The organism is Streptomyces gilvosporeus, assembly GCF_002082195.1.
Taxonomy (GTDB): Bacteria; Actinomycetota; Actinomycetes; order Streptomycetales; family Streptomycetaceae; genus Streptomyces; species Streptomyces gilvosporeus.
Genome location: NZ_CP020569.1, coordinates 13051 through 29651 on the forward strand (window position 1 = coordinate 13051; position 16601 = coordinate 29651).

Annotated in this window: 19 protein-coding genes and 2 pseudogenes; 8 read left to right on the top strand and 13 right to left on the bottom strand. The window is 66.7% G+C overall.

Features of this window, described 5'->3' with window-relative positions; translation table 11 throughout:
- Positions 1-49: 49 nt before the first annotated feature.
- The 3 genes and pseudogenes from B1H19_RS00045 to B1H19_RS39405 all read left to right on the top strand — a co-directional run.
- Positions 50-538, top strand: a complete 489-nt coding sequence (locus B1H19_RS00045) for an Lrp/AsnC family transcriptional regulator (protein WP_083102233.1) — start codon at positions 50-52, stop codon at positions 536-538.
- Between the two features lie 225 nt (positions 539-763).
- Entirely contained in the window at positions 764-1219 is a 456-nt protein-coding gene (locus B1H19_RS00050; RefSeq protein WP_237288942.1) for a hypothetical protein, read from the top strand.
- A 114-nt stretch (positions 1220-1333) separates the two neighbouring features.
- Positions 1334-1426 (top strand): annotated as a pseudogene (locus B1H19_RS39405) (GNAT family N-acetyltransferase); the annotation flags it as partial.
- A 304-nt stretch (positions 1427-1730) separates the two neighbouring features.
- On the opposite strand, the gene B1H19_RS00060 reads toward B1H19_RS39405, so the two are convergent.
- The 10 genes from B1H19_RS00060 to B1H19_RS00100 form a co-directional block, all read right to left on the bottom strand.
- Positions 1731-2570, bottom strand: a complete 840-nt coding sequence (locus B1H19_RS00060) for an IS5 family transposase (protein WP_083102234.1) — start codon at positions 2568-2570, stop codon at positions 1731-1733.
- Between the two features lie 425 nt (positions 2571-2995).
- Entirely contained in the window at positions 2996-4387 is a 1392-nt protein-coding gene (locus tag B1H19_RS00070; RefSeq protein WP_083102235.1) for an MFS transporter, read from the bottom strand.
- Positions 4388-4442: 55 nt separating this feature from the next.
- A complete protein-coding gene (locus tag B1H19_RS38380; RefSeq protein ID WP_159027888.1) occupies positions 4443-5060 on the bottom strand; it encodes a VOC family protein in 618 nt (205 codons plus the stop codon).
- 294 nt (positions 5061-5354) lie between these two features.
- A complete protein-coding gene (locus B1H19_RS00075; protein WP_159027889.1) occupies positions 5355-5999 on the bottom strand; it encodes a hypothetical protein in 645 nt (214 codons plus the stop codon).
- Complete coding sequence (locus tag B1H19_RS38385) at positions 5981-6151, bottom strand: hypothetical protein (RefSeq protein WP_159027890.1); 171 nt, start codon at positions 6149-6151, stop codon at positions 5981-5983. The genes B1H19_RS00075 and B1H19_RS38385 overlap by 19 nt, the downstream gene beginning before the upstream one ends.
- A gap of 229 nt (positions 6152-6380) precedes the next feature.
- A complete protein-coding gene (locus tag B1H19_RS00080; protein ID WP_083109330.1) occupies positions 6381-6965 on the bottom strand; it encodes a hypothetical protein in 585 nt (194 codons plus the stop codon).
- A gap of 85 nt (positions 6966-7050) precedes the next feature.
- Positions 7051-7410 (bottom strand): hypothetical protein, encoded by a 360-nt coding sequence (locus tag B1H19_RS00085; RefSeq protein WP_083102237.1) that lies wholly within the window; start codon positions 7408-7410, stop codon positions 7051-7053.
- Between the two features lie 222 nt (positions 7411-7632).
- Entirely contained in the window at positions 7633-7998 is a 366-nt protein-coding gene (locus tag B1H19_RS00090) for a nuclear transport factor 2 family protein (protein WP_083102238.1), read from the bottom strand.
- A gap of 146 nt (positions 7999-8144) precedes the next feature.
- A complete protein-coding gene (locus B1H19_RS00095; RefSeq protein ID WP_107425817.1) occupies positions 8145-9326 on the bottom strand; it encodes a GNAT family N-acetyltransferase in 1182 nt (393 codons plus the stop codon).
- Positions 9327-9787: 461 nt separating this feature from the next.
- Positions 9788-10264 carry an NUDIX hydrolase gene (locus B1H19_RS00100; RefSeq protein ID WP_237288945.1) on the bottom strand — a complete coding sequence of 159 codons (477 nt, stop codon included), beginning with the start codon at positions 10262-10264 and terminating at the stop codon, positions 9788-9790.
- 145 nt (positions 10265-10409) lie between these two features.
- Between B1H19_RS00100 and B1H19_RS00105 the strand changes: the two genes are divergently transcribed.
- The 3 genes and pseudogenes from B1H19_RS00105 to B1H19_RS00115 all read left to right on the top strand — a co-directional run bounded on the left by B1H19_RS00105 (position 10410) and on the right by B1H19_RS00115 (position 12676).
- Positions 10410-11066, top strand: a complete 657-nt coding sequence (locus B1H19_RS00105) for a maleylpyruvate isomerase N-terminal domain-containing protein (protein ID WP_083102239.1) — start codon at positions 10410-10412, stop codon at positions 11064-11066.
- Positions 11067-11165: 99 nt separating this feature from the next.
- Entirely contained in the window at positions 11166-11396 is a 231-nt protein-coding gene (locus B1H19_RS00110) for a hypothetical protein (protein WP_159027892.1), read from the top strand.
- Between the two features lie 159 nt (positions 11397-11555).
- A pseudogene (locus B1H19_RS00115) lies at positions 11556-12676 on the top strand (lipid II:glycine glycyltransferase FemX).
- Between the two features lie 167 nt (positions 12677-12843).
- Here B1H19_RS00115 and B1H19_RS00120 read toward each other — a convergent pair.
- The 3 genes from B1H19_RS00120 to B1H19_RS00130 all read right to left on the bottom strand — a co-directional run bounded on the left by B1H19_RS00120 (position 12844) and on the right by B1H19_RS00130 (position 15039).
- Complete coding sequence (locus B1H19_RS00120) at positions 12844-13224, bottom strand: hypothetical protein (RefSeq protein ID WP_083102241.1); 381 nt, start codon at positions 13222-13224, stop codon at positions 12844-12846.
- 100 nt (positions 13225-13324) lie between these two features.
- Positions 13325-13879, bottom strand: coding sequence for a telomere-protecting terminal protein Tpg (tpg, locus tag B1H19_RS00125; RefSeq protein ID WP_083102242.1), 555 nt, complete (start codon positions 13877-13879; stop codon positions 13325-13327).
- Between the two features lie 257 nt (positions 13880-14136).
- On the bottom strand, positions 14137-15039 hold the full coding sequence (locus B1H19_RS00130; RefSeq protein WP_083102243.1) for a LysR family transcriptional regulator: 903 nt from the start codon (positions 15037-15039) through the stop codon (positions 14137-14139).
- 188 nt (positions 15040-15227) lie between these two features.
- On the opposite strand from B1H19_RS00130, the gene B1H19_RS00135 reads away from it, so the two are divergent.
- Positions 15228-15521, top strand: coding sequence for a DUF1330 domain-containing protein (locus B1H19_RS00135; RefSeq protein ID WP_083102244.1), 294 nt, complete (start codon positions 15228-15230; stop codon positions 15519-15521).
- A 504-nt stretch (positions 15522-16025) separates the two neighbouring features.
- Positions 16026-16553, top strand: coding sequence for a hypothetical protein (locus B1H19_RS00145; protein WP_083102246.1), 528 nt, complete (start codon positions 16026-16028; stop codon positions 16551-16553).
- Positions 16554-16601: the final 48 nt, after the last annotated feature.

The window sequence follows — 16601 nt, forward strand, 5'->3', positions numbered from 1 at the left end:
TGTAAGCGTTCAGGGGCTGCAGCTATCGAAAAGTACCTATCCTGGGTTGATGGGCAATGATTCGAAAGCGTCCCTTGATGCGACCGACTGGCGGATCCTGAGCGAGTTACAGACCGACGCCCGCATGACTTTCAGTGAGCTGGGGCGGCGCGTCGCATTGACGCCGCCGGCGGTCGCCGAGCGGGTCAGGCGCCTGGAACAGTGCGGGATCATCGAGGGATACCGGACCCGAATCAACCTGCCCGGACTCGGACTCCCCATCCTGGCCTTCGTCAACATCACCTTTCCAGGCGGCAACTACCAGGACTACGTCCGCATCTTCGATGACACTCCGGAAATCCTGGAGTGCCACCACGTGACCGGCAGTGACTGCTTCATCGCCAAGGTAGCGGCCCGCTCGATGAGCCACCTCGAACACGTCACGGCGCGTATCACCAAAATCGGCTCCATCACGACAACGATCGTGTACTCAACCAGCGTCAACAACCGCGTGATCACCCGCGACATGGCCGAACCCGACACCCCACCCCACCCCTGAGTGTGGGCAGGCGTCCTAGGTCACGAGTGTCACGACAGCGTGCCCAGCCTCGTTCACAGCGCCGCGCCACACCGTCCCCTGAGGGCTGCAAGGCGCCACGGTAAGGGCCGGGAAGACGGCGTGGTGGTGAGAAGACTCTGTGAAGCGACCCAGCCCCGCGCAGAACACCCGCACGAGCCAGGCACGGTTCCCGACGCAGCGGAAGCCGAAGGCATAATCCAGGCCGTGGATCTGAGAACGGAACCGATACCCCCGTCGGTCAGCCAACAGCACCTCGACGAGCTCTGTCGTGAGATCTTGCAGATCGCCGACCTGGTGCTCTGCGGAGCCGAGAGCGCCGACAAGGAAATCAGGGCCTTCAACGCGAGGACAGGCCACAACTACATGCCTCTCCACTTCGCCGAGCATGACAGCAGCCGGGACCTGGCCGAGTTCGCCATGGAGGCCGCCCGGCCGGCTCGGCCCCGGATCACGGACATCACCACGGACGAACTCGCCGAAATCGTCCGCAGACTCCTGACCAGCGACCCGGACAGCGACTACTACCTGCAGCTTCTCCAAGCCAACGTGCCACACCCCCGGGCCGGCGACCTGATCTTCCATCCCCCGACCGAACTACGGGATGCCCCGGCAGAACAGATCGTCAATGCGACCCTCACATACCCTTCGATTGCCCTGTGACGGTGAACTCGAGGAACTCGCGGCACCTGCTGTTCGGCACGGCCCCGGACGCCAGCCAGCCAGGCAGGCAGTAGGCAGCAGGAATCAGCACCGGATTCGATGACAACCCGTTGACTCGGATTCGAGGTGCTGGGCACACTGCCAGAAGGTTTTCGGCATCCGACGAAGGGCTATGTCGGGCTCCACATCATGCACCGCGCCCTCTGACTTGAGGTCTCATTTGATCTTGTCTTCACGATGCAGATCCGGGAACGTCAGGTGAGTCAGACGCAAGATCTCGCAAGAGGGAACACCCACCCTGAAACTGCAGGTCGGTGTCATGGGGCGGAAGCGGGTGGGCAACGGTGCCGTTCGCTGAACGGTCATGGAGACGGCAATGCGAACGGAACCACGGGGGCGTGTGGTGCAACTGGGACAGAACCCAAGTTGTCCCTGGAGAACTTGGCCCAGGGCCCGTCTTGCCAGCCGCTCAAAGAGCGTTTTGTCCCGGCAGTAGTGTTTGGTTCGAGGTTCAGGTGTAGCGCCAGTTCGGGGTTGATTCGCGGGTGAGGCGTCGGATTATGAGGTCGATCATCGCGACGTGGATTATGGCTTCGGAGCGGTGTGGGTGGGTCTCGTAGTCTCGGGCGAGTCGGCGGTGGTGCATGAGCCAGCCGAAGCTGCGCTCGACGACCCAGCGCCTGGGGATGACCTTGAAGCCCTTCTGGGTGGGGTCGCGGCGGACGACTTCGACGTCGATGCCGTGGCGGGCTCCGTGGTCGATGGCTTTGGTGCGGTAGCCGGTGTCGGCCCAGGCCTTGGTGACGCGGGGGTTTGAGGCGGCGATGCGGGACAGCAAGTGGATGCCGCCGGCGTTGTCGGAGACGCTGGCGGCGGTCACCCAGACGGCCAGGAGGAGGCCGAGGGTGTCGACGCCGAGATGGCGCTTGCGACCTGCGATTTTCTTGCCCGCATCAATGCCTTGGCCTGCCGCGTGCACGTTGGCGGAGGTCTTGACGCTCTGGGCGTCCAGGACGCAGGCGCTCGGCTCGGCGTTGCGGCCCTCGGCCTGTCGCACCAGACGGCGGAGCAGGCCGTTGAGCTGGCCGAAGATGCCTTCCTTCTGCCAGGCGGCGAAGTAGCCGTACACAGTCTCCCAGGGGGCGAAGTCGTGTGGCAGGTAGCGCCAGGGGATTCCGGTCCGGTCGACGTACAAGATGGCGTCCATGATCCGGCGCAGGTCATGCTCGGGCGGGCGGCCGATGTCCAGACCCTTGCCCCTCCGCTCGGCCCGCCAGGCTGTGAGCGCGGGCTCGATCAACTCCCAGCGAGCATCGGACAGGTCACTGGGATACGGGCGGTGTCGTGTCATGTTTCCGTAGTACCGTCGCGCTCGGTACACCCCCAGGGCGCAAACAGGGTCAACCGGGGGCGCGTTGGGATCAGACGGGAGCGAACCGACTGAAACGGGCCGAGGCGTGAGGCCACCTGTCACAGGCGTCGCATTGAACACCTTTATACCGGCAGCCCCAGGCCGACTCGCCCCTTAAATAGCCGCCAAACGCTACCTCCAGGACAAAACGCTCTTTGAGATCTTGTTTCTTATGGCGAGGGCTGGTCGTTAGATAGGTCATGACGGATCTGGTTGAGCGACTGGTGCCGGACGAGTCGTGGGTGCTGTTCCGGCGGTGGTGCCACCGACGAAGGTGGAGCGTCCGCAGGGCGGAGTCCGATGCCGGGCGGATGATCACGAGGCCCTGGCGGCGAACATGTTCGTAGCCACTTCCGGCCGCCGCTTTACGCTGCGGTCTTGGTCCGGGCGGGACTGCCGCTTGCCGCGGAGGGGGCGGCGGGCTTGCTGAGGACCGCCAGTTGTGACAGGACCGCTGCCGCGAATCCGACGGCACCCAGCACGAGGGCGATCACCATGAAGCCGTGCATCGCTGCCGCGCGTCCCCCGCTCGGAGCGAGATCCAGATACACGGTGCCGAAGAGCGCGACGCCCAGCACGCCGCCCACTTGAAGCGTCGTGTTGAACAGCCCGCTCATATCCGGCGCATACCGGTCCTCCACTGCGCTGGTCAGATGGGTGAGGGTGCCGCTGAACGCGGCTCCGTACCCCAGCCCGCCGAGACCGAGCAGGCTCGTCAGGAGCACGCCGCTGGTCGAGCCGGCCCATGCCCCCATGCCGATGCCGGTGAAGGCGAGCGCGAGCAGCACAGTGCCCAGGGGGGCCACCCAGTGCTTGAGGGTGGCGGGCATCCGGCCGAGCAGCGGTCCGGAGACGCCGAAGGCGGCCACCCAGGACACCAGGACAAGGCCCGAGTAGGTGGCGCTCTTGTGGAGTCCGGCTTGCAGATACTGCGCCAGCACGAAGAGCAGGGCGAAGTACGTGGCCCGGGTGGCGGCCTGGGAGACCAGGGCGTACACCACCGGCTTGCGGGTCAGGAGGGACAGCGTGATCAGTGGTTGCCCGCCCCGCCGGCCCACGCGGCGCTCGACCCCGACGAACCACGCGAACGCGGGCAGGCTGGCGGCGAAGCACACCCACGTCCACGCGGGCCAGCCCGCATCACGGCCCAGCACCATGGGCAGTACGAGCAGCAGCAGCGCCGCGGACAGCACGGCCACACCCGCCAGGTCCATGCGCTGTGTGCCGCGCCGTGCGTCTGCCGGAAGGAAGCGCCAGCCCACGGCGATCAGGGCGAGTCCGATGGGGACGTTGATCAGGAAGATCGGGCGCCAGGCGGTCCCGAACAGATCCGCCGATACCAGAACACCACCGATGACCTGGCCGAACACCGCGCTTCCCGACAGCACCGCCGTGTACCAGCCCAGGGCCCGGCTGCGGGCAGGGCCCTGGAAGTTGAGCTGGATGCCGGTCAGCACCTGCGAGGTCAGCAGCGCGGCACCGGCGCCCTGTACGACCCGGGCGACCACCAGCAGGAGGGGCGTCGGCGCCAGACCACAGGCCAGCGACGCGAGGGTGAAGATCGCGAGACCGAGCTGGAACATCCGCCGGTAGCCGCGCGCACCGCCCAGCCGCGCGCTGGTGATCAGCAGCACGGCGTAGGTGAGGGTGTAGCCGGAGACGATCAGTTCCAGTTCGGCACCGGAGGCGTGCAGATGATGCTGGATCGAGGGGGTAGCGATGTTGACGATGGCGATGTCCACATTGCCTAAGAACATTCCGCCCAGTAACGCAGTGAGCAGCCACCCCGAGTGGTGTGGCCTTGGTGTTGCCTCAGTCATCGGATCCCTCTTTTGCCCGTTCGAACGCGTCGGCGTGACTCATATCGCGGACATAAGTCAACCGGAGCCACAGGATCAGAACTGGCGGTATTCGGACGTGGTGTTCTTCCCGTGCACGGCGTGAAATGGCGTGAACCGGATAGCCCCTTGTGGCCGTCGCTATGCGGCTTCGCCGTTCACGGCGAAGCCCTCGGGAGGTTCGGGTCCCCACAGGAAGAAGCCGTTTTCCGGCTTGGGCTGTTGTACGGAGCAGCCCGTCGCAGTCCTGGAACCACAGGCCGTCACTGTCGGTTCCGGCCGGTGGGTCCAGGCGCGTGATGCCCTGCTGCTGCAGCCAGTGGCCGAACCGCGGCAGGTCGTCGGGAAACACGCCGAAGGAGAGGTGTTTCAGCTTCTTGGTCCGGCCTTCGGAGAAGGTGCCCCAGCAGTGCGTGCTGCCGTCCGTGAACAGGCCCCGGGTCGGGTGCGAAGTTGCGGGCGATGAGGTCGGGCGGGGCGGCGGCCCGCGGGTCGAGGATCGTCGTCGGCTGATCTCCGCCTGCACGGAGCAAACACAGCCTCTGGAAACACCGAGCGCCGGATCCACCACTGTGGCGGGCAGCAGCCCCACGACCGGGACCCGTTCTGGTAGATCCGCAACTGTCGAGCCGCCCCGCGATTCCCACCACGCAATGACCCCGACCTCCCTCAGGCCGGGGCCATCGTGCGGTGCCGGGCACCGGCTCACGCCGGCACTTCCGTTCCTACCAGGCCACCGGCAGCCGCTGGTGATCGCGGTGATTTCTTGCCGGTCAGCGGTAGCGCGCTGGCCGTGAATTCCCAACGGACCGTGGATCGCGGTGGCTGGTACGACGAAGCCGGCTGCCCAGACGGGGCAGCCGCCTCTCTCATCGGCTTCAGGCCCTCACCACGTCTTCGTATCGATCCCGGCGCGCTGGGCGCGGTCCCACTCCTCGGTGCTCGCCTTGGCCCTGCGGGATGCCAGCGGGTCCCATTGCCGGGGCTTGGTGAACATCGGGGCCTGGCCGCCGGGGATCGCGACGACTCCGCCGAAGCGTTCGTCGCCCGCGAACCAGAGGGCTGAGGACATGTCCTCTTCCCAAGTGCGATGACGGAGGACCGGACTTGCGAGCATTTCATGGGACCAGCGGCCGGAACCCTGGGAGAGCTTGACGACATGGGGACTCCGGGGCCGCCGCGCGTTCGCATCGAGGCGGCGGACTCCCGGCCGCTGCTCCCAGGGGTAGACGCGCAGGACCCGTTCGATGCGCCGCAGCCACAACAAGTTGCTGATGGTGATCTGAACCAGCACGTAACAGGCGATCGCAACAGGAACAACGGCGATCTGGGCCGGCCGGACTCCGGCGGCGGCGAGCAACCCGACGGCGGCGACGATCAGTGCCGCCGGTGCCAGGCGCGCCCACTGCCGTATGCGCAGGGATCGGCAGATCTCCTGCGTCCGCCGATCGTCCAGGGCGCTTCCCGTCAGCAGGGGCGTTTGCGGGCCGTCGGTCGGCAAAGGCGACTGGTTCATCCGAATGCCTTCCACATGTCGTCCTCGAGTTCTCGTCGTCGGGTGACCGCCGGATCTTCAGCCGGGGCCGGCGCCTCCGGGTCAGCGAACGTAATGGTGTAGGCCATGGCCAGCAAGATCTCGCGGAATTCGGCCTCGTATGCCAATGCGGCTGTGGTGAACTGCATGAGGTAGACCGAAGATCCCGTTCGGCTGGGGATCAATACGGTGCCGCGCCAAGCGGAGTCCTCGCCCTCGTCGGGTCCACTCCCTCACGGCTCGGTGGTGCCGGAACATGCTCGATGCCATCGATGATGAGAGCCGACCCGCAGGGCAGGTCGTCGGTGGCTGCGGCGGCCATATTTGTGCAGGTCATAGCGTTGCCGACGGCGTCCGTAGCGTAGGCGCCACTCTGGTTCAGGAGTCGAGGCTGGGTCTTGTCCAGAGCGTGATGTCGCTGCTTGTCGCGACGGCGAGTGTGTGTCCAGAGGGGGAGAACCCGACGGTTCGCAGTTCGGAGTAGTGGGCGTGGAAGATGTGCCACCACTTCTCACCGGCGGGACCGCGGCAGAGCCCGCCATCGGCCGAGAGGAGGACGCGGTGGTGCGGCCAATCCGGGCTGACGACCTCAACGGTCCATCCGTCCTCGGTGGTGGAGTGGAGGCCGCCGCCGAACAGGCCGGCGATCCGCACCTCGGTCCCGGCGAGCGGCCCGAGTCCAGGGCAGGACAAGGTGGGGCCAGTTGGTGTGCTGTGATCGAGGTCGGGGTCGTGGTCGCGGGCGAGTCGCCGCCCCGTGGAGGCGTCGAAGACGCCGTGACCGTTGCTGGAGACGACCATCAGGAGGTCGTTCCCGCCGGCGGGGTCGGCCCCGAAGCCCACTCCGAGCAGTCCGCCGATCGGCGTTCGCCGCGCGAAGACGGGCTGCCAAGGGTGTGGTGCCGGGATGACGGGGGCAGCGAGGAAACGATTCCTCAGCTGCTGCTGGTATTCGGAGAGCATCATGTCCTCAGGACGGATGTCCCAGACTCGGCCGGGGCCGCTTACCGGTGGTTCAGAATCAGCTCGTCGTGGCCCGGGGCTGCGGTCATTCGTCGATGCGTCGAAGGATGTGCGTGAAGTCGGCGGTCTCGACCAGACCGACGAGGACCTGGGTCATCTTGCTGATGCCGGCGTCACGGACGATGAGGCCATCCGAGCACGAGAAGTAGGCGCCGCCGAGGGCCTCCCCGGTCGCCGCCCACCGCTCCATGAGGGTCTCCACCTGAGCGAGGGTGATGACGGTCGCACTCCACCGGGTTCCGTCGTTGAGGTCCACGAAGACGTCGATGTTGTCCACCGATTCCAAGTCCTCGCCGGCATTCGGCAGGAACGCCGCCTCGAAGTGCTCCGTGCAGACCCTGTACCAGGGTCCGTCCCATCTGCCCGCTTGTTCGTTGTGGCTCACCGGGCGAGTGTGCCGGGCTGATCCTCCGGCCTCAACTGCATTCTTCTGGCACGGGGCGGGCGTGCAGCAGCTGGCCTGACGTTCGCCGGGGCGCGTCGCACCGACTCCTACCGTCTCGCCGGCACAAAGGCCCGATCCGAGGAACCCGCCGAGGCCGACTGACCTCGGCCGCTGCCTCCCTCGATGGTCCGCCGCCTTCTCCGGCGGCAGACCATCCTTCGCTCAGCTCGCCAAAGTGCCCTGGTGGAAGTACATGCGCCAGCCGGTTGCCGTCATACGCCACAGGGAGCTTCGCCATGCTCGGCGCCCATTGTTGTCGGCGAAGTACGTCAGGTGAACGATGCCCGGAGCGAGTACGACCCCGGCCATCTCGCTGACCTTGACCGGAGACTCCGGGGCCACTGAACCGGCACTCGTGACGGTGAGAATCGACGTCGCGTCCCAGCGCCTGCCCGACGCTCCGATCTCGGTGAACTGCGGGTCCAGAAGCTCCGAGACCAGGACTGGGGAAGCACGCACGTCAGGGTCAAGAAGCCGCATCTCCGCCGCGATGGCCGCCTGAACGGCCCGTTCACTCTCATCTGCCATGCATGAACCCTATGGACGGACCCCAACCCGCCACAACGAATAGTTGCCGGGCAGGGAACGGCCGTCGGTGCCGCCCCTTCTCGGGTTCTGGATCAACTTTTGTGGTCGGCCTACGCTGAGTGACAGCTGGGTCTGGGAGCTGAAGGTCAAGCTTTCACTGCGTTGAGGTGCATGCGTATGTAGCTGGAGCGGTCTGGTCCCTGGCGCCGGTGTCCAGTTGGGCGCCATCCATGCTGGAAGTAGAAGGCTTGCGCGCGGTGATTCCGGTCCCACGCCTCCACCTGCCCTATGGGCAGAGCTGCTTCGTGCAGGTACTGGATGAATGTCGCGTGTAGTTGGCTGCCGATTCCTTGTCCCCAATGCGTTGGGGCTGCGGCATCGGCGAGGCGTTTGACCGTCCGGTGGGTCATGTGGAGCTGGCGGCCGATGGCTCGCCTGCTGTGGCCTTGGCTCAGCAGCGCGTGGACGATTGCGTGTTTCTCGCGGGTGCGGTCGGCAAATCTGTGCCCTGTTGGCCAGGGTGAGGCGGGTGCCTCATCGCTTGGTTGAGGGGTCTTTGCGGTCTCCTGACGTGGCAGGGTGAACGGTGCTCGCAGGCAGATCCGATGCCTCGATACGCATCGCTCGGCGGCCTCACCGAGGTTGTGCCAGAGGTGGAATCGGTCGGCGACCTGGAGAGCCGTTGGCGCCCCGGTTCTGGCGCCTTCGGCGAAGAACGGGGCACGGTCTCGGCAGATCGATCCCCGGACGTTCGCTGAGCCAGGCTGCGGGCGTTCCCGCCTCGCGGTCCGGCAACAGGTCAACGGGCCAGCCGGTCTCGACGTCCACCAGCACGGTCCCGTAGACCGGCCCTTGCGCATCGCGTATTCATCGACGCCAACCACCCGCGGAGCCCGTGGCCGTGGCTCTGGAAGGGCATCGACCAGTCGCAGCAGTGCTGCGGCTGACCGCGATCCCGAATACGTCCGCGATGCGAGCGCAAGGCCGACCTCGGCCAGTGCCGACCGCAGCCGTTCGGTCCATCGGCTGTATCGGCGGGTCAGCCCCGGTATCTGTTCAGCGAACGTACGCCGTTCGCACGAGGGATCCGCGCAGACGAAACGCCGGACGTGCAGGCGCAGCACCACGTTCCGTCCCGCGCTGGGAAGATCAGCAGGGAACCGCAGGTACGAGCCGTGCACCCGACTCGACCAGACTCCACAACCCGGACATAGGGCGCCGACTGTTCGGCATCTGATCCCAAGACGAATCGCCTCACCGTGTTCTTCTGCCGACACCACCGCGACCTCTGGGGCCGAGAGGAACAGCAACTCCTCCAGGCCGAGCATGACCTCGTTCACGGCTGAGAACTGTCAGCCACGGCATGGTCATGGACGGCTGTTTTCGGGCGACCTCCTCAGGGCCATCACCAAGATCAACGGTCACGCAGAGTGCACGCTCCACAGAAATTGAGCCAGAACCCGAACTTCTCACCATCTCTACAGATGGCCTGAGTGCCTGAGGCGCGGGCGGCACCCGTACGACAGGCGGAGACGTCGCCGCTGCCAGCGTCCGGCGACGTGGCCGTTGGGGGATGTGCGGCCGATACGGACAGCTTCCCCCTCACGCGCCCTCCCTCCGGTCAGCACACCTAGGGCGGCGGAGCCGGCTCGACCAGACTCGCCCCCGTTGGGGAAGTGCCATCAGTTGCGGCGGATGCAGGAACGCCTCCCGGGCCGGGATCGGCCTCGGGACTGGTGGGCTCGCATGTTGAGGTGTCGCGTATTCAGCGTGCAAGTTCGACGGCCGATTACTGGCTGTTGCCGGTAACGGTGGTCCAGCGCGGGTCGATGCGGCCCAGCCATGCGTCTTGATCGTCAGCCAGTGGTTGGTTCAGGGGAAGTGGGAGGAACCGGCAGGCGAAGGTAAGGCCGGCATCGTCTCCGTCGCCGTGAACGTGGTGTTCCCAGGCATCGGAGGTGTCTGCGGGTGCCTGGAGGTAGAAGAAGCCGGTTCGTCGTGGCTGTCCCGTGTCGGGGTGAGGCTTGTCCTCCACGGCGATCTGCCGGACCGCTGTGGCTCTCAGCAGGCCGGTTTCCTCGGCGACCTCTCGAAGGGCTGCTTCTTCCAGTTCTTCGCCCGATTTGACTCCTCCCGCCGGGACCTGGGTGCCGGCCTCCGGGATACCGACGTGGTCGAAGACCAGCAGCTCGGGGGCTGCGCGATGCCGGATCGCGTAGGCGGCGACACGGATTCTGGGGCGGGGCATCCCGGCATTGTCCGTCATCTGCGCCGTTCATGCGGTCCGCCTCCGGTCGGCGGCGCCACACCCCGTCAACCAGTTTGTTGTCTTAAGGAAGATCGGTCAGGTACACGAGTCGACCGTCCGAATTCGCTTGTCCGCCGTTCCGAGTCCCGCCTACCGTGCCGTAGTGGATCTCTTCTCACACTCTTGGACAGCATTGCGCACGGCGGTCGCCGAACTGCCCGACGAGGACTTCGAGCGGCCGTCCGGCTGTACCGGCTGGCTCGTGCGGGACCTGGTCTGCCACCTGGTCATCGACGCCCAGGACGTCCTGATCACCCTGGTCACGCCCACCGAAACCGAACCGACCGCGGACGCGGTCACCTACTGGGGCCTCCTGGACGAACCACCGACCGGCGAGGACCCCCTCGATGCGCTGATCCCCCGGCTGGCCGCCGCATACGGCGAGCCGCGGTGGCTCAAGTTCCACCTCGACGACGTGGGTTCCGCCGCAGGCCGAGCCGCCGAACTCGCCGAACCCGCCCTCCGCGTCAGCACCCAGGACAAGGTGCTGACCGTCGGCGACTACCTGTCCGCGTACGTGCTCGAATGGACCTTGCACCACCTCGACCTGATCGCGCATCTGCCGTCGGCCGTTGAGCCGCCCGCCGAGACCCTCGCCGCGGCTCGCACGTCGCTGGAGAAGATCGCCGGGACCCCGTTTCCCGCCTCGTTCTCCGACAAGGACGCGTTGCTGATCGGCACCGGTCGTCGCACGCCGACCGACGCTGAGAAGGCTGCTCTGGGCGATCTCGCCGCAAACCTCCCGCTCATTCTCGGCTAACGACGTTGTCGGCAGTCGACGATCGGGAGCGTGGCCGTGACGTGGAGGGGCCGCACGGGTTCTTCGAGTGTGATCAAGAAGAGGTGGGCCTGTGCGGCCTTGTCCCATCCTGCCTTCGCCGGCATCTCCCGCACACATCTCGACGGTTTGATCGATGAGTTGGCTCCTCGATGGCCGGCCTGGCGGGAATCCTCGCTGCGTGAGCGGCGCCACGGTGCCCGCCGACGGCAGGCCGGAGCCGGGCCGAAGTACGAACTGGCCTTCGTCGACCGGCTACTGGCCGCCCTGATCCACCCACGCACCGGCCTGACCACCAAACCCTGGCCGTGATCGACGAGGTGGGCTCGTCCACCATCGGCCGCGCGATCAGCAGGACCGCCCGCTTCTGGCCGAGCGCGGCTTCGCCGTGCGACGACACTGTGTGCATGAGGAACGTGGATGTGCCGTACGTCTCAGTAGGCTTGTGCGTCGAGCAAAGGAGCACTGCGCATGAGCTATCGCCTGAAGGCGATCACCCGCGAGGAGCATCTGGCCTTCGTCACGGCCCGGCCCTCGGTGAGCCCCATGCAGGTACCCGCATGGGGGGATGTGAAGCCGGACTGGCGGGCGGAGAGACTGGGCTGGTTCGACGGCAGTGGCCGCCTCGTCGGGACCGGGTTGGTGCTGCTGCGGCCGTTGCCGAAACTGAAGCGGTACCTCGCCTACCTGCCCGAGGGGCCGGTGATCGACTGGGCCGCGGCAGACCTGGAGCAGTGGCTTGAGCCGATGCTCGCGTACTTGAAGCAGCAGGGTGCGTTCTCGGTGAGATGGGACCGCCCGTCGTCGCCCGCCGGTGGAGCGCCGAGGCGGTCAAGGACGCGATTGCCGACCCGCAGGCCCGTCAACTGCGGGATGTGGAAGCCACCGCGCACGAACCGCTGGCCTTCGACATCACCGACCGGCTGCGGCGGATGGGCTGGCAGCAGACCGAGCCCGGTAGCGAGGACGGCTTCGCCGCCGGACAGCCGCGCTATGTGTTCCAGGTCCCCTTCGCCGGGCGGTCACTGGAGGAGATTCAACGCGACTTCAACCAGCAGTGGCGCCGCAACATCAAGAAGGCGGAGAAAGCCGGCGTCAAGGTCGTCCAGGGCGGCTACGAGGACCTGCCCGCGTTCTACGGCCTCTACGTCGAGACCGCTGAACGGGACCGGTTCATCCCCCGCCCGCTGGCCTACTTCCAGCGCATGTGGACCGCACTGCAGGCCGAGGACGACAACCGGATGCGCCTCTACCTCGCCCATCACGAGGGCGAGGTGCTCGCCGCCGCCACGATGCTGACCGTCGGCGAGCATGTCTGGTACTCCTACGGCGCCTCGACCAGCCGCAAGCGCGAGGTCCAGCCGAACAACGCCATCCAGTGGCGGATGATGTCCGACGCCTACGAGCTCGGCGCGGGTGTCTACGACTTCCGCGGTATTACCGACACCCTTGAGGAGAGCAACCATCTGCTGGGACTGCTCCGGTTCAAGGCCGGTACCGGCGGCGAGGCCGTCGAATACCTCGGCGAGTGGGACTACCCGCTCAACAAGGTCCTGCACAAGGCCCTCGACCTCTACATGTCCCGGCGCTGAGACTGCGGGTGACCATCATGTCACCTGCGAGGCATCATGACACTCGACGCCGGCGTCATGCGGGCCGATCAGCGCGCTGCCTGTCACCGCCGACTCGTCGGCACAGCCGTTGTTCACCTGGCGCCCTACGGGAAGGCAGGCAGGAAACGCTGTGGCGGGGACGACCTTCAGACGCGCGGCGCCGCCGTGCGTTCCAGAGCCTTGCGGGCAGCGAGATAGCCCGCAATTTTGAAGGCCAGTTCGTGGGAGCCGAATGTCTCGGCGCGGGCCTGCCGCAGCACCACCTTGGTGGCGGTGACGACACCGTGCTCGGGAAGGCTCAACTGCTCCATGATCCCCGCGGCGACTGCGTCGAAGAAGCACGGCAGATCCCCGGCGGGTTCGTACTCGACCGTCAGCCCCTCGGCCACTTCGAAGCGGAAGCCCTCGGCCGCGGGCTCGAAGTCCACCGTGACCGCCGCGAAGTGCGGTGCGCAGTTCTGCCTTTGATGCAGCACGCGCACGCCACGGATCGGGTACGGCGGGAACGTGGGCGGCGCTGACATCATGCCGCAACACTACCCACTTGTGGCACGGAGCCTTCCCATGTGCCAACCATCGCGCTTGGGCTCAATGGCCGGAAATTCGGTGCTCATACTTCTCCCTTTTTCAGAAGTCCAGGTCCAGATAATCGATGTCGGTGATAGCAACGTCTGAGAGCCCCATGGCACGGATTCCACCGTCCTGGAAATACACGTCCTTGAATCCTTCAGCGATGATTTCACGCATCTCCCGGTCGCTGGCACCCGCGTCGCGGGCGTCGAACAGGCGCTGCGCGTACGTCGCGGGGAGGTGGACGGTCAGGCGCCGGAAGCGCCCGTCGTCGGTCGTGCCGATCGGCGCGGTGTAACCGAACCGGGCCCGGGTCTCCACCGTGATCCCGGTTGCGGCGGCGGCCTGCTGGCGCCGGCGTTTGCGGACCTGGGGCTGCCAGCGGGATCGCACGGCCGCGTCGATCTTCGCAGCGATGTCCTTGGGCGGGTGCTTGCGCTCGCCCGTGCGGTAGCGCTCCACCGAGCGCTGCGTGACTCCGAGCTCCCGGGCGACGGCCTTGGTCGTCTTGAGCTGCTTCATCAGAAAGTTGATGCGGGCCTTGAGGGTTTTGGGCGGCTCCCGGGTGAACGCCTCCCGGTCGGCGCGCTCGATCGCATCATGGATCTCCACGGCGGTGCTCAGCTCCCTTCGGGGATGGGGTCCTGGCCGTCGGAGCCTGGCCGCCGGGGATCGCGACGACTCCGCCGAAGCGTTCGTCGCCCGCGAACCAGAGGGCTGAGGACATGTCCTCTTCCCAAGTGCGACGGCGGAGGACCGGACTTGCGATCATTTCGGGGGACCAGCGGCCGGAACCCTGGGAGAGCCTGACGACATGAGGTCTTCGGCCTCGCCACCGCAGGCGTCCGTCTCGCTTGACCTCTTGTGCGTCAGTCCGGCAGCCAGTGCAGCTCGTGCGCCAGGGTTTGGGCGACGGCACGGATGCGGCGGTGTAGTGGCGACTGCTCGCGTGGGAGGACCAGGTGGAACGTCAGGCTGGGCGCGCCCCGCAGCGGTCGCCAGGTGAGACCCGCCGGTTGTGCCGTGACCGCGGCTTCTCCGGCCGGGGCGAGGGTGACCCCGTCGCGCAGGTCGCGCTGAGACATGTCGAAAGAGACTGCGGGCGTGTGGAATCGGGGGTGTGGTCGGGTGTCTCGGAACAGTGCGGACAGCTGATCGTGGATCACGGGGTTGGCCGCACGGGCCGGGAGTCGCAGCGGATACGCGGCCGCGTCGGCGATCTCGATCTCCGGGTGTTCGGCCAGCGGATGGTGCTGCGCCAGCTGGACCCCGACGCGCTCACGCCGCAGCAGGAACCGGCGCACGCCACGGCCCGGCTGTTCACCGCGGGTGATCCCGGCATCGATGCGGCCGTCGGCGACCGCGGGGGAGATCTCCGGTGTCGCCATCGGGACCGCGCCGACCTCGAGTCCGCTGTTGCCGCGAATCAGCCTGTCCACCAGGGCCGGTGCCGTCTCGGCCCCGGCGCTGAGGCTGTATCCGATGCGCAGCGTGCCCAGTTCACCGGCCGCCGCGCTCCGGGCGGTGTCCCATGCCCGGTCCAGCGCCGCCAGCGCGGGCGGCGCGGACTCCGCCAAAGCCGCACCGGCCGTGGTCAATACGACGCGACGCGTGTTGCGGACCAGCAGGGCCGTACCGAGTTCCGCCTCCAATCGGCGCATCCGGGCGCTGAGTGCGGGCTGTGCGATACCGATCCGTGCGGCCGCGCGGGTGAAGTTCAACTCCTGCGCCAGCACCAGGAAGTACCGCAGGCTCACCGTATCCGGCGCCACGTGCCCTCCCTGCCGATTGATAACGATCCGTTCTGATTCTATCCCGTACCGGTCTTTCCCTCGACCGCACATCAAGCCCTAACCTGCGCATATGACGATTCCACTGACCGCAGTACCCGTCGCCGGGATCGACCGATCCGAGCGTCAATTGGAAGTCGGACGTGTCCGGCCGATCACAGGAGGTTTCCATGGCTAAGGGCTACTGGGCCAGTGTCTACCCCGCCATTTCCGACCCTGAGAGGCTGACTGCCTACGAGAAGCTGGCCGGTCCGGCTGTCCGGGCTGGGGGCGGGCGCCTCCTGTCCCGTGGCGGTCGAGTCGTCGCCCACGAGGCCGGAATCACGCAACGCGTCGTTCTGATCGAGTTCGACAGCTTTGAACAGGCCGTCGCGGCATACGAAAGCGAGGCATACCAGAAGGCGCTGGTGGCCCTCCCCGACGGCTTCGAGCGCGACCTCCGCATCATCGAAGGCATCGACTGACCGGTGCGGGCCCAGCCATCGCTGAGTACCCGTCACCTGATACGCACACAGTGCTGAACGACGACTCACGAGACGAGTTCGAAGCCATGCCCCGCGTCCCAGTTCGTCGTCGACGTCCTCGACGGCCTGATCCCTGTCGGCGGCTCGCCGCGCTACCCAACGTCGAGCAACTTGCCTGACTTGCCTGACACGGCGATCGAGCTCTGACCTGCCACAACGGCGATTCACCCTAGATAACCGTGGGACTGGCCTGTGGCGAGGACCCTGCCGACGTCGTGGCGGGTGGCGCGGTGTCGGTTCTTCGAGCCGGGCGGCCCTCCGGGGCCGGGGCTGGACGGCGGAAGGTGTGCTCCAGGTCGTAAGGGGTGTCCCGTAAATGTTGATAGGACCGCTTGGGTTCTGCCGATCATCTGTCGCCAGGACGATCGAGGGGTAACTCAGGGGGGATCGTAATCGTCCGTGAGGTCGACGCACTGTCGTTGAGGTTCGACGACGGTGGGAACCATGCCGATCAAGCTCTCTCTGGGCGACACCGAACGTCCGGTCCCCCTCTGGGCCCTGCGACTGGCCAAGGCCCTGCCCTTCGTCCTGCTGCCGCACTGCCTGTGGCGGCTGCCGTTCGCCGTCGACTTCCAAATGGGCACCATCGACCCGACGGCCCCGCCGCGTCCCTGGTGGACCCCGGCATACGTTGTGGGCCTGAGCGTGCTCACGGAGGCGCTGGCCCTGCTCACTATGGTGCTGGTCAGCGGCTGGGGCGAGGTCTTCCCGAGCTGGGTGCCGTTCCTCGGCGGCCGGCGGGTACCGCCGCTCGCCGCGGTCATTCCGGCGACCCTGGGCGGCCTCGCTCTGGTCGCACTATGGGACCCCATGCCGCTCGCTTGGTTTGGGCTACTGGGTTTTCACGAGGTTGCCTTCACCAATGGGTGGTGGAAGCTGCTGGCACACACGTGCATCAGTCCGGTCATGCTGTGGGGGCCGATCGTACTGGCCCTGGCCTACGCCTACTACAAGCGCCGCCGACCTGCCTGAGGGTCCGTCGGATCAGACCGACCGAGCCGGGATGCCTCTCCGCCTGTG

What these genes read in the sequence shown, in the direction of transcription:
- B1H19_RS00045 (WP_083102233.1), top strand. Translation starts at nt 50, where the DNA reads ATGGGCAATGATTCGAAAGCGTCCCTTGATGCGACCGACTGGCGGATC.
- B1H19_RS00060 (WP_083102234.1), bottom strand. Translation starts at nt 2,570, where the DNA reads ATGACACGACACCGCCCGTATCCCAGTGACCTGTCCGATGCTCGCTGG.
- B1H19_RS00070 (WP_083102235.1), bottom strand. Translation starts at nt 4,387, where the DNA reads ATGTTCTTAGGCAATGTGGACATCGCCATCGTCAACATCGCTACCCCC.
- B1H19_RS38385 (WP_159027890.1), bottom strand. Translation starts at nt 6,151, where the DNA reads ATGCAGTTCACCACAGCCGCATTGGCATACGAGGCCGAATTCCGCGAG.
- B1H19_RS00080 (WP_083109330.1), bottom strand. Translation starts at nt 6,965, where the DNA reads ATGCTCTCCGAATACCAGCAGCAGCTGAGGAATCGTTTCCTCGCTGCC.
- B1H19_RS00090 (WP_083102238.1), bottom strand. Translation starts at nt 7,998, where the DNA reads ATGGCAGATGAGAGTGAACGGGCCGTTCAGGCGGCCATCGCGGCGGAG.
- B1H19_RS00095 (WP_107425817.1), bottom strand. Translation starts at nt 9,326, where the DNA reads ATGCTCGGCCTGGAGGAGTTGCTGTTCCTCTCGGCCCCAGAGGTCGCG.
- B1H19_RS00100 (WP_237288945.1), bottom strand. Translation starts at nt 10,264, where the DNA reads ATGACGGACAATGCCGGGATGCCCCGCCCCAGAATCCGTGTCGCCGCC.
- B1H19_RS00120 (WP_083102241.1), bottom strand. Translation starts at nt 13,224, where the DNA reads ATGATGTCAGCGCCGCCCACGTTCCCGCCGTACCCGATCCGTGGCGTG.
- B1H19_RS00135 (WP_083102244.1), top strand. Translation starts at nt 15,228, where the DNA reads ATGGCTAAGGGCTACTGGGCCAGTGTCTACCCCGCCATTTCCGACCCT.
- B1H19_RS00145 (WP_083102246.1), top strand. Translation starts at nt 16,026, where the DNA reads ATGCCGATCAAGCTCTCTCTGGGCGACACCGAACGTCCGGTCCCCCTC.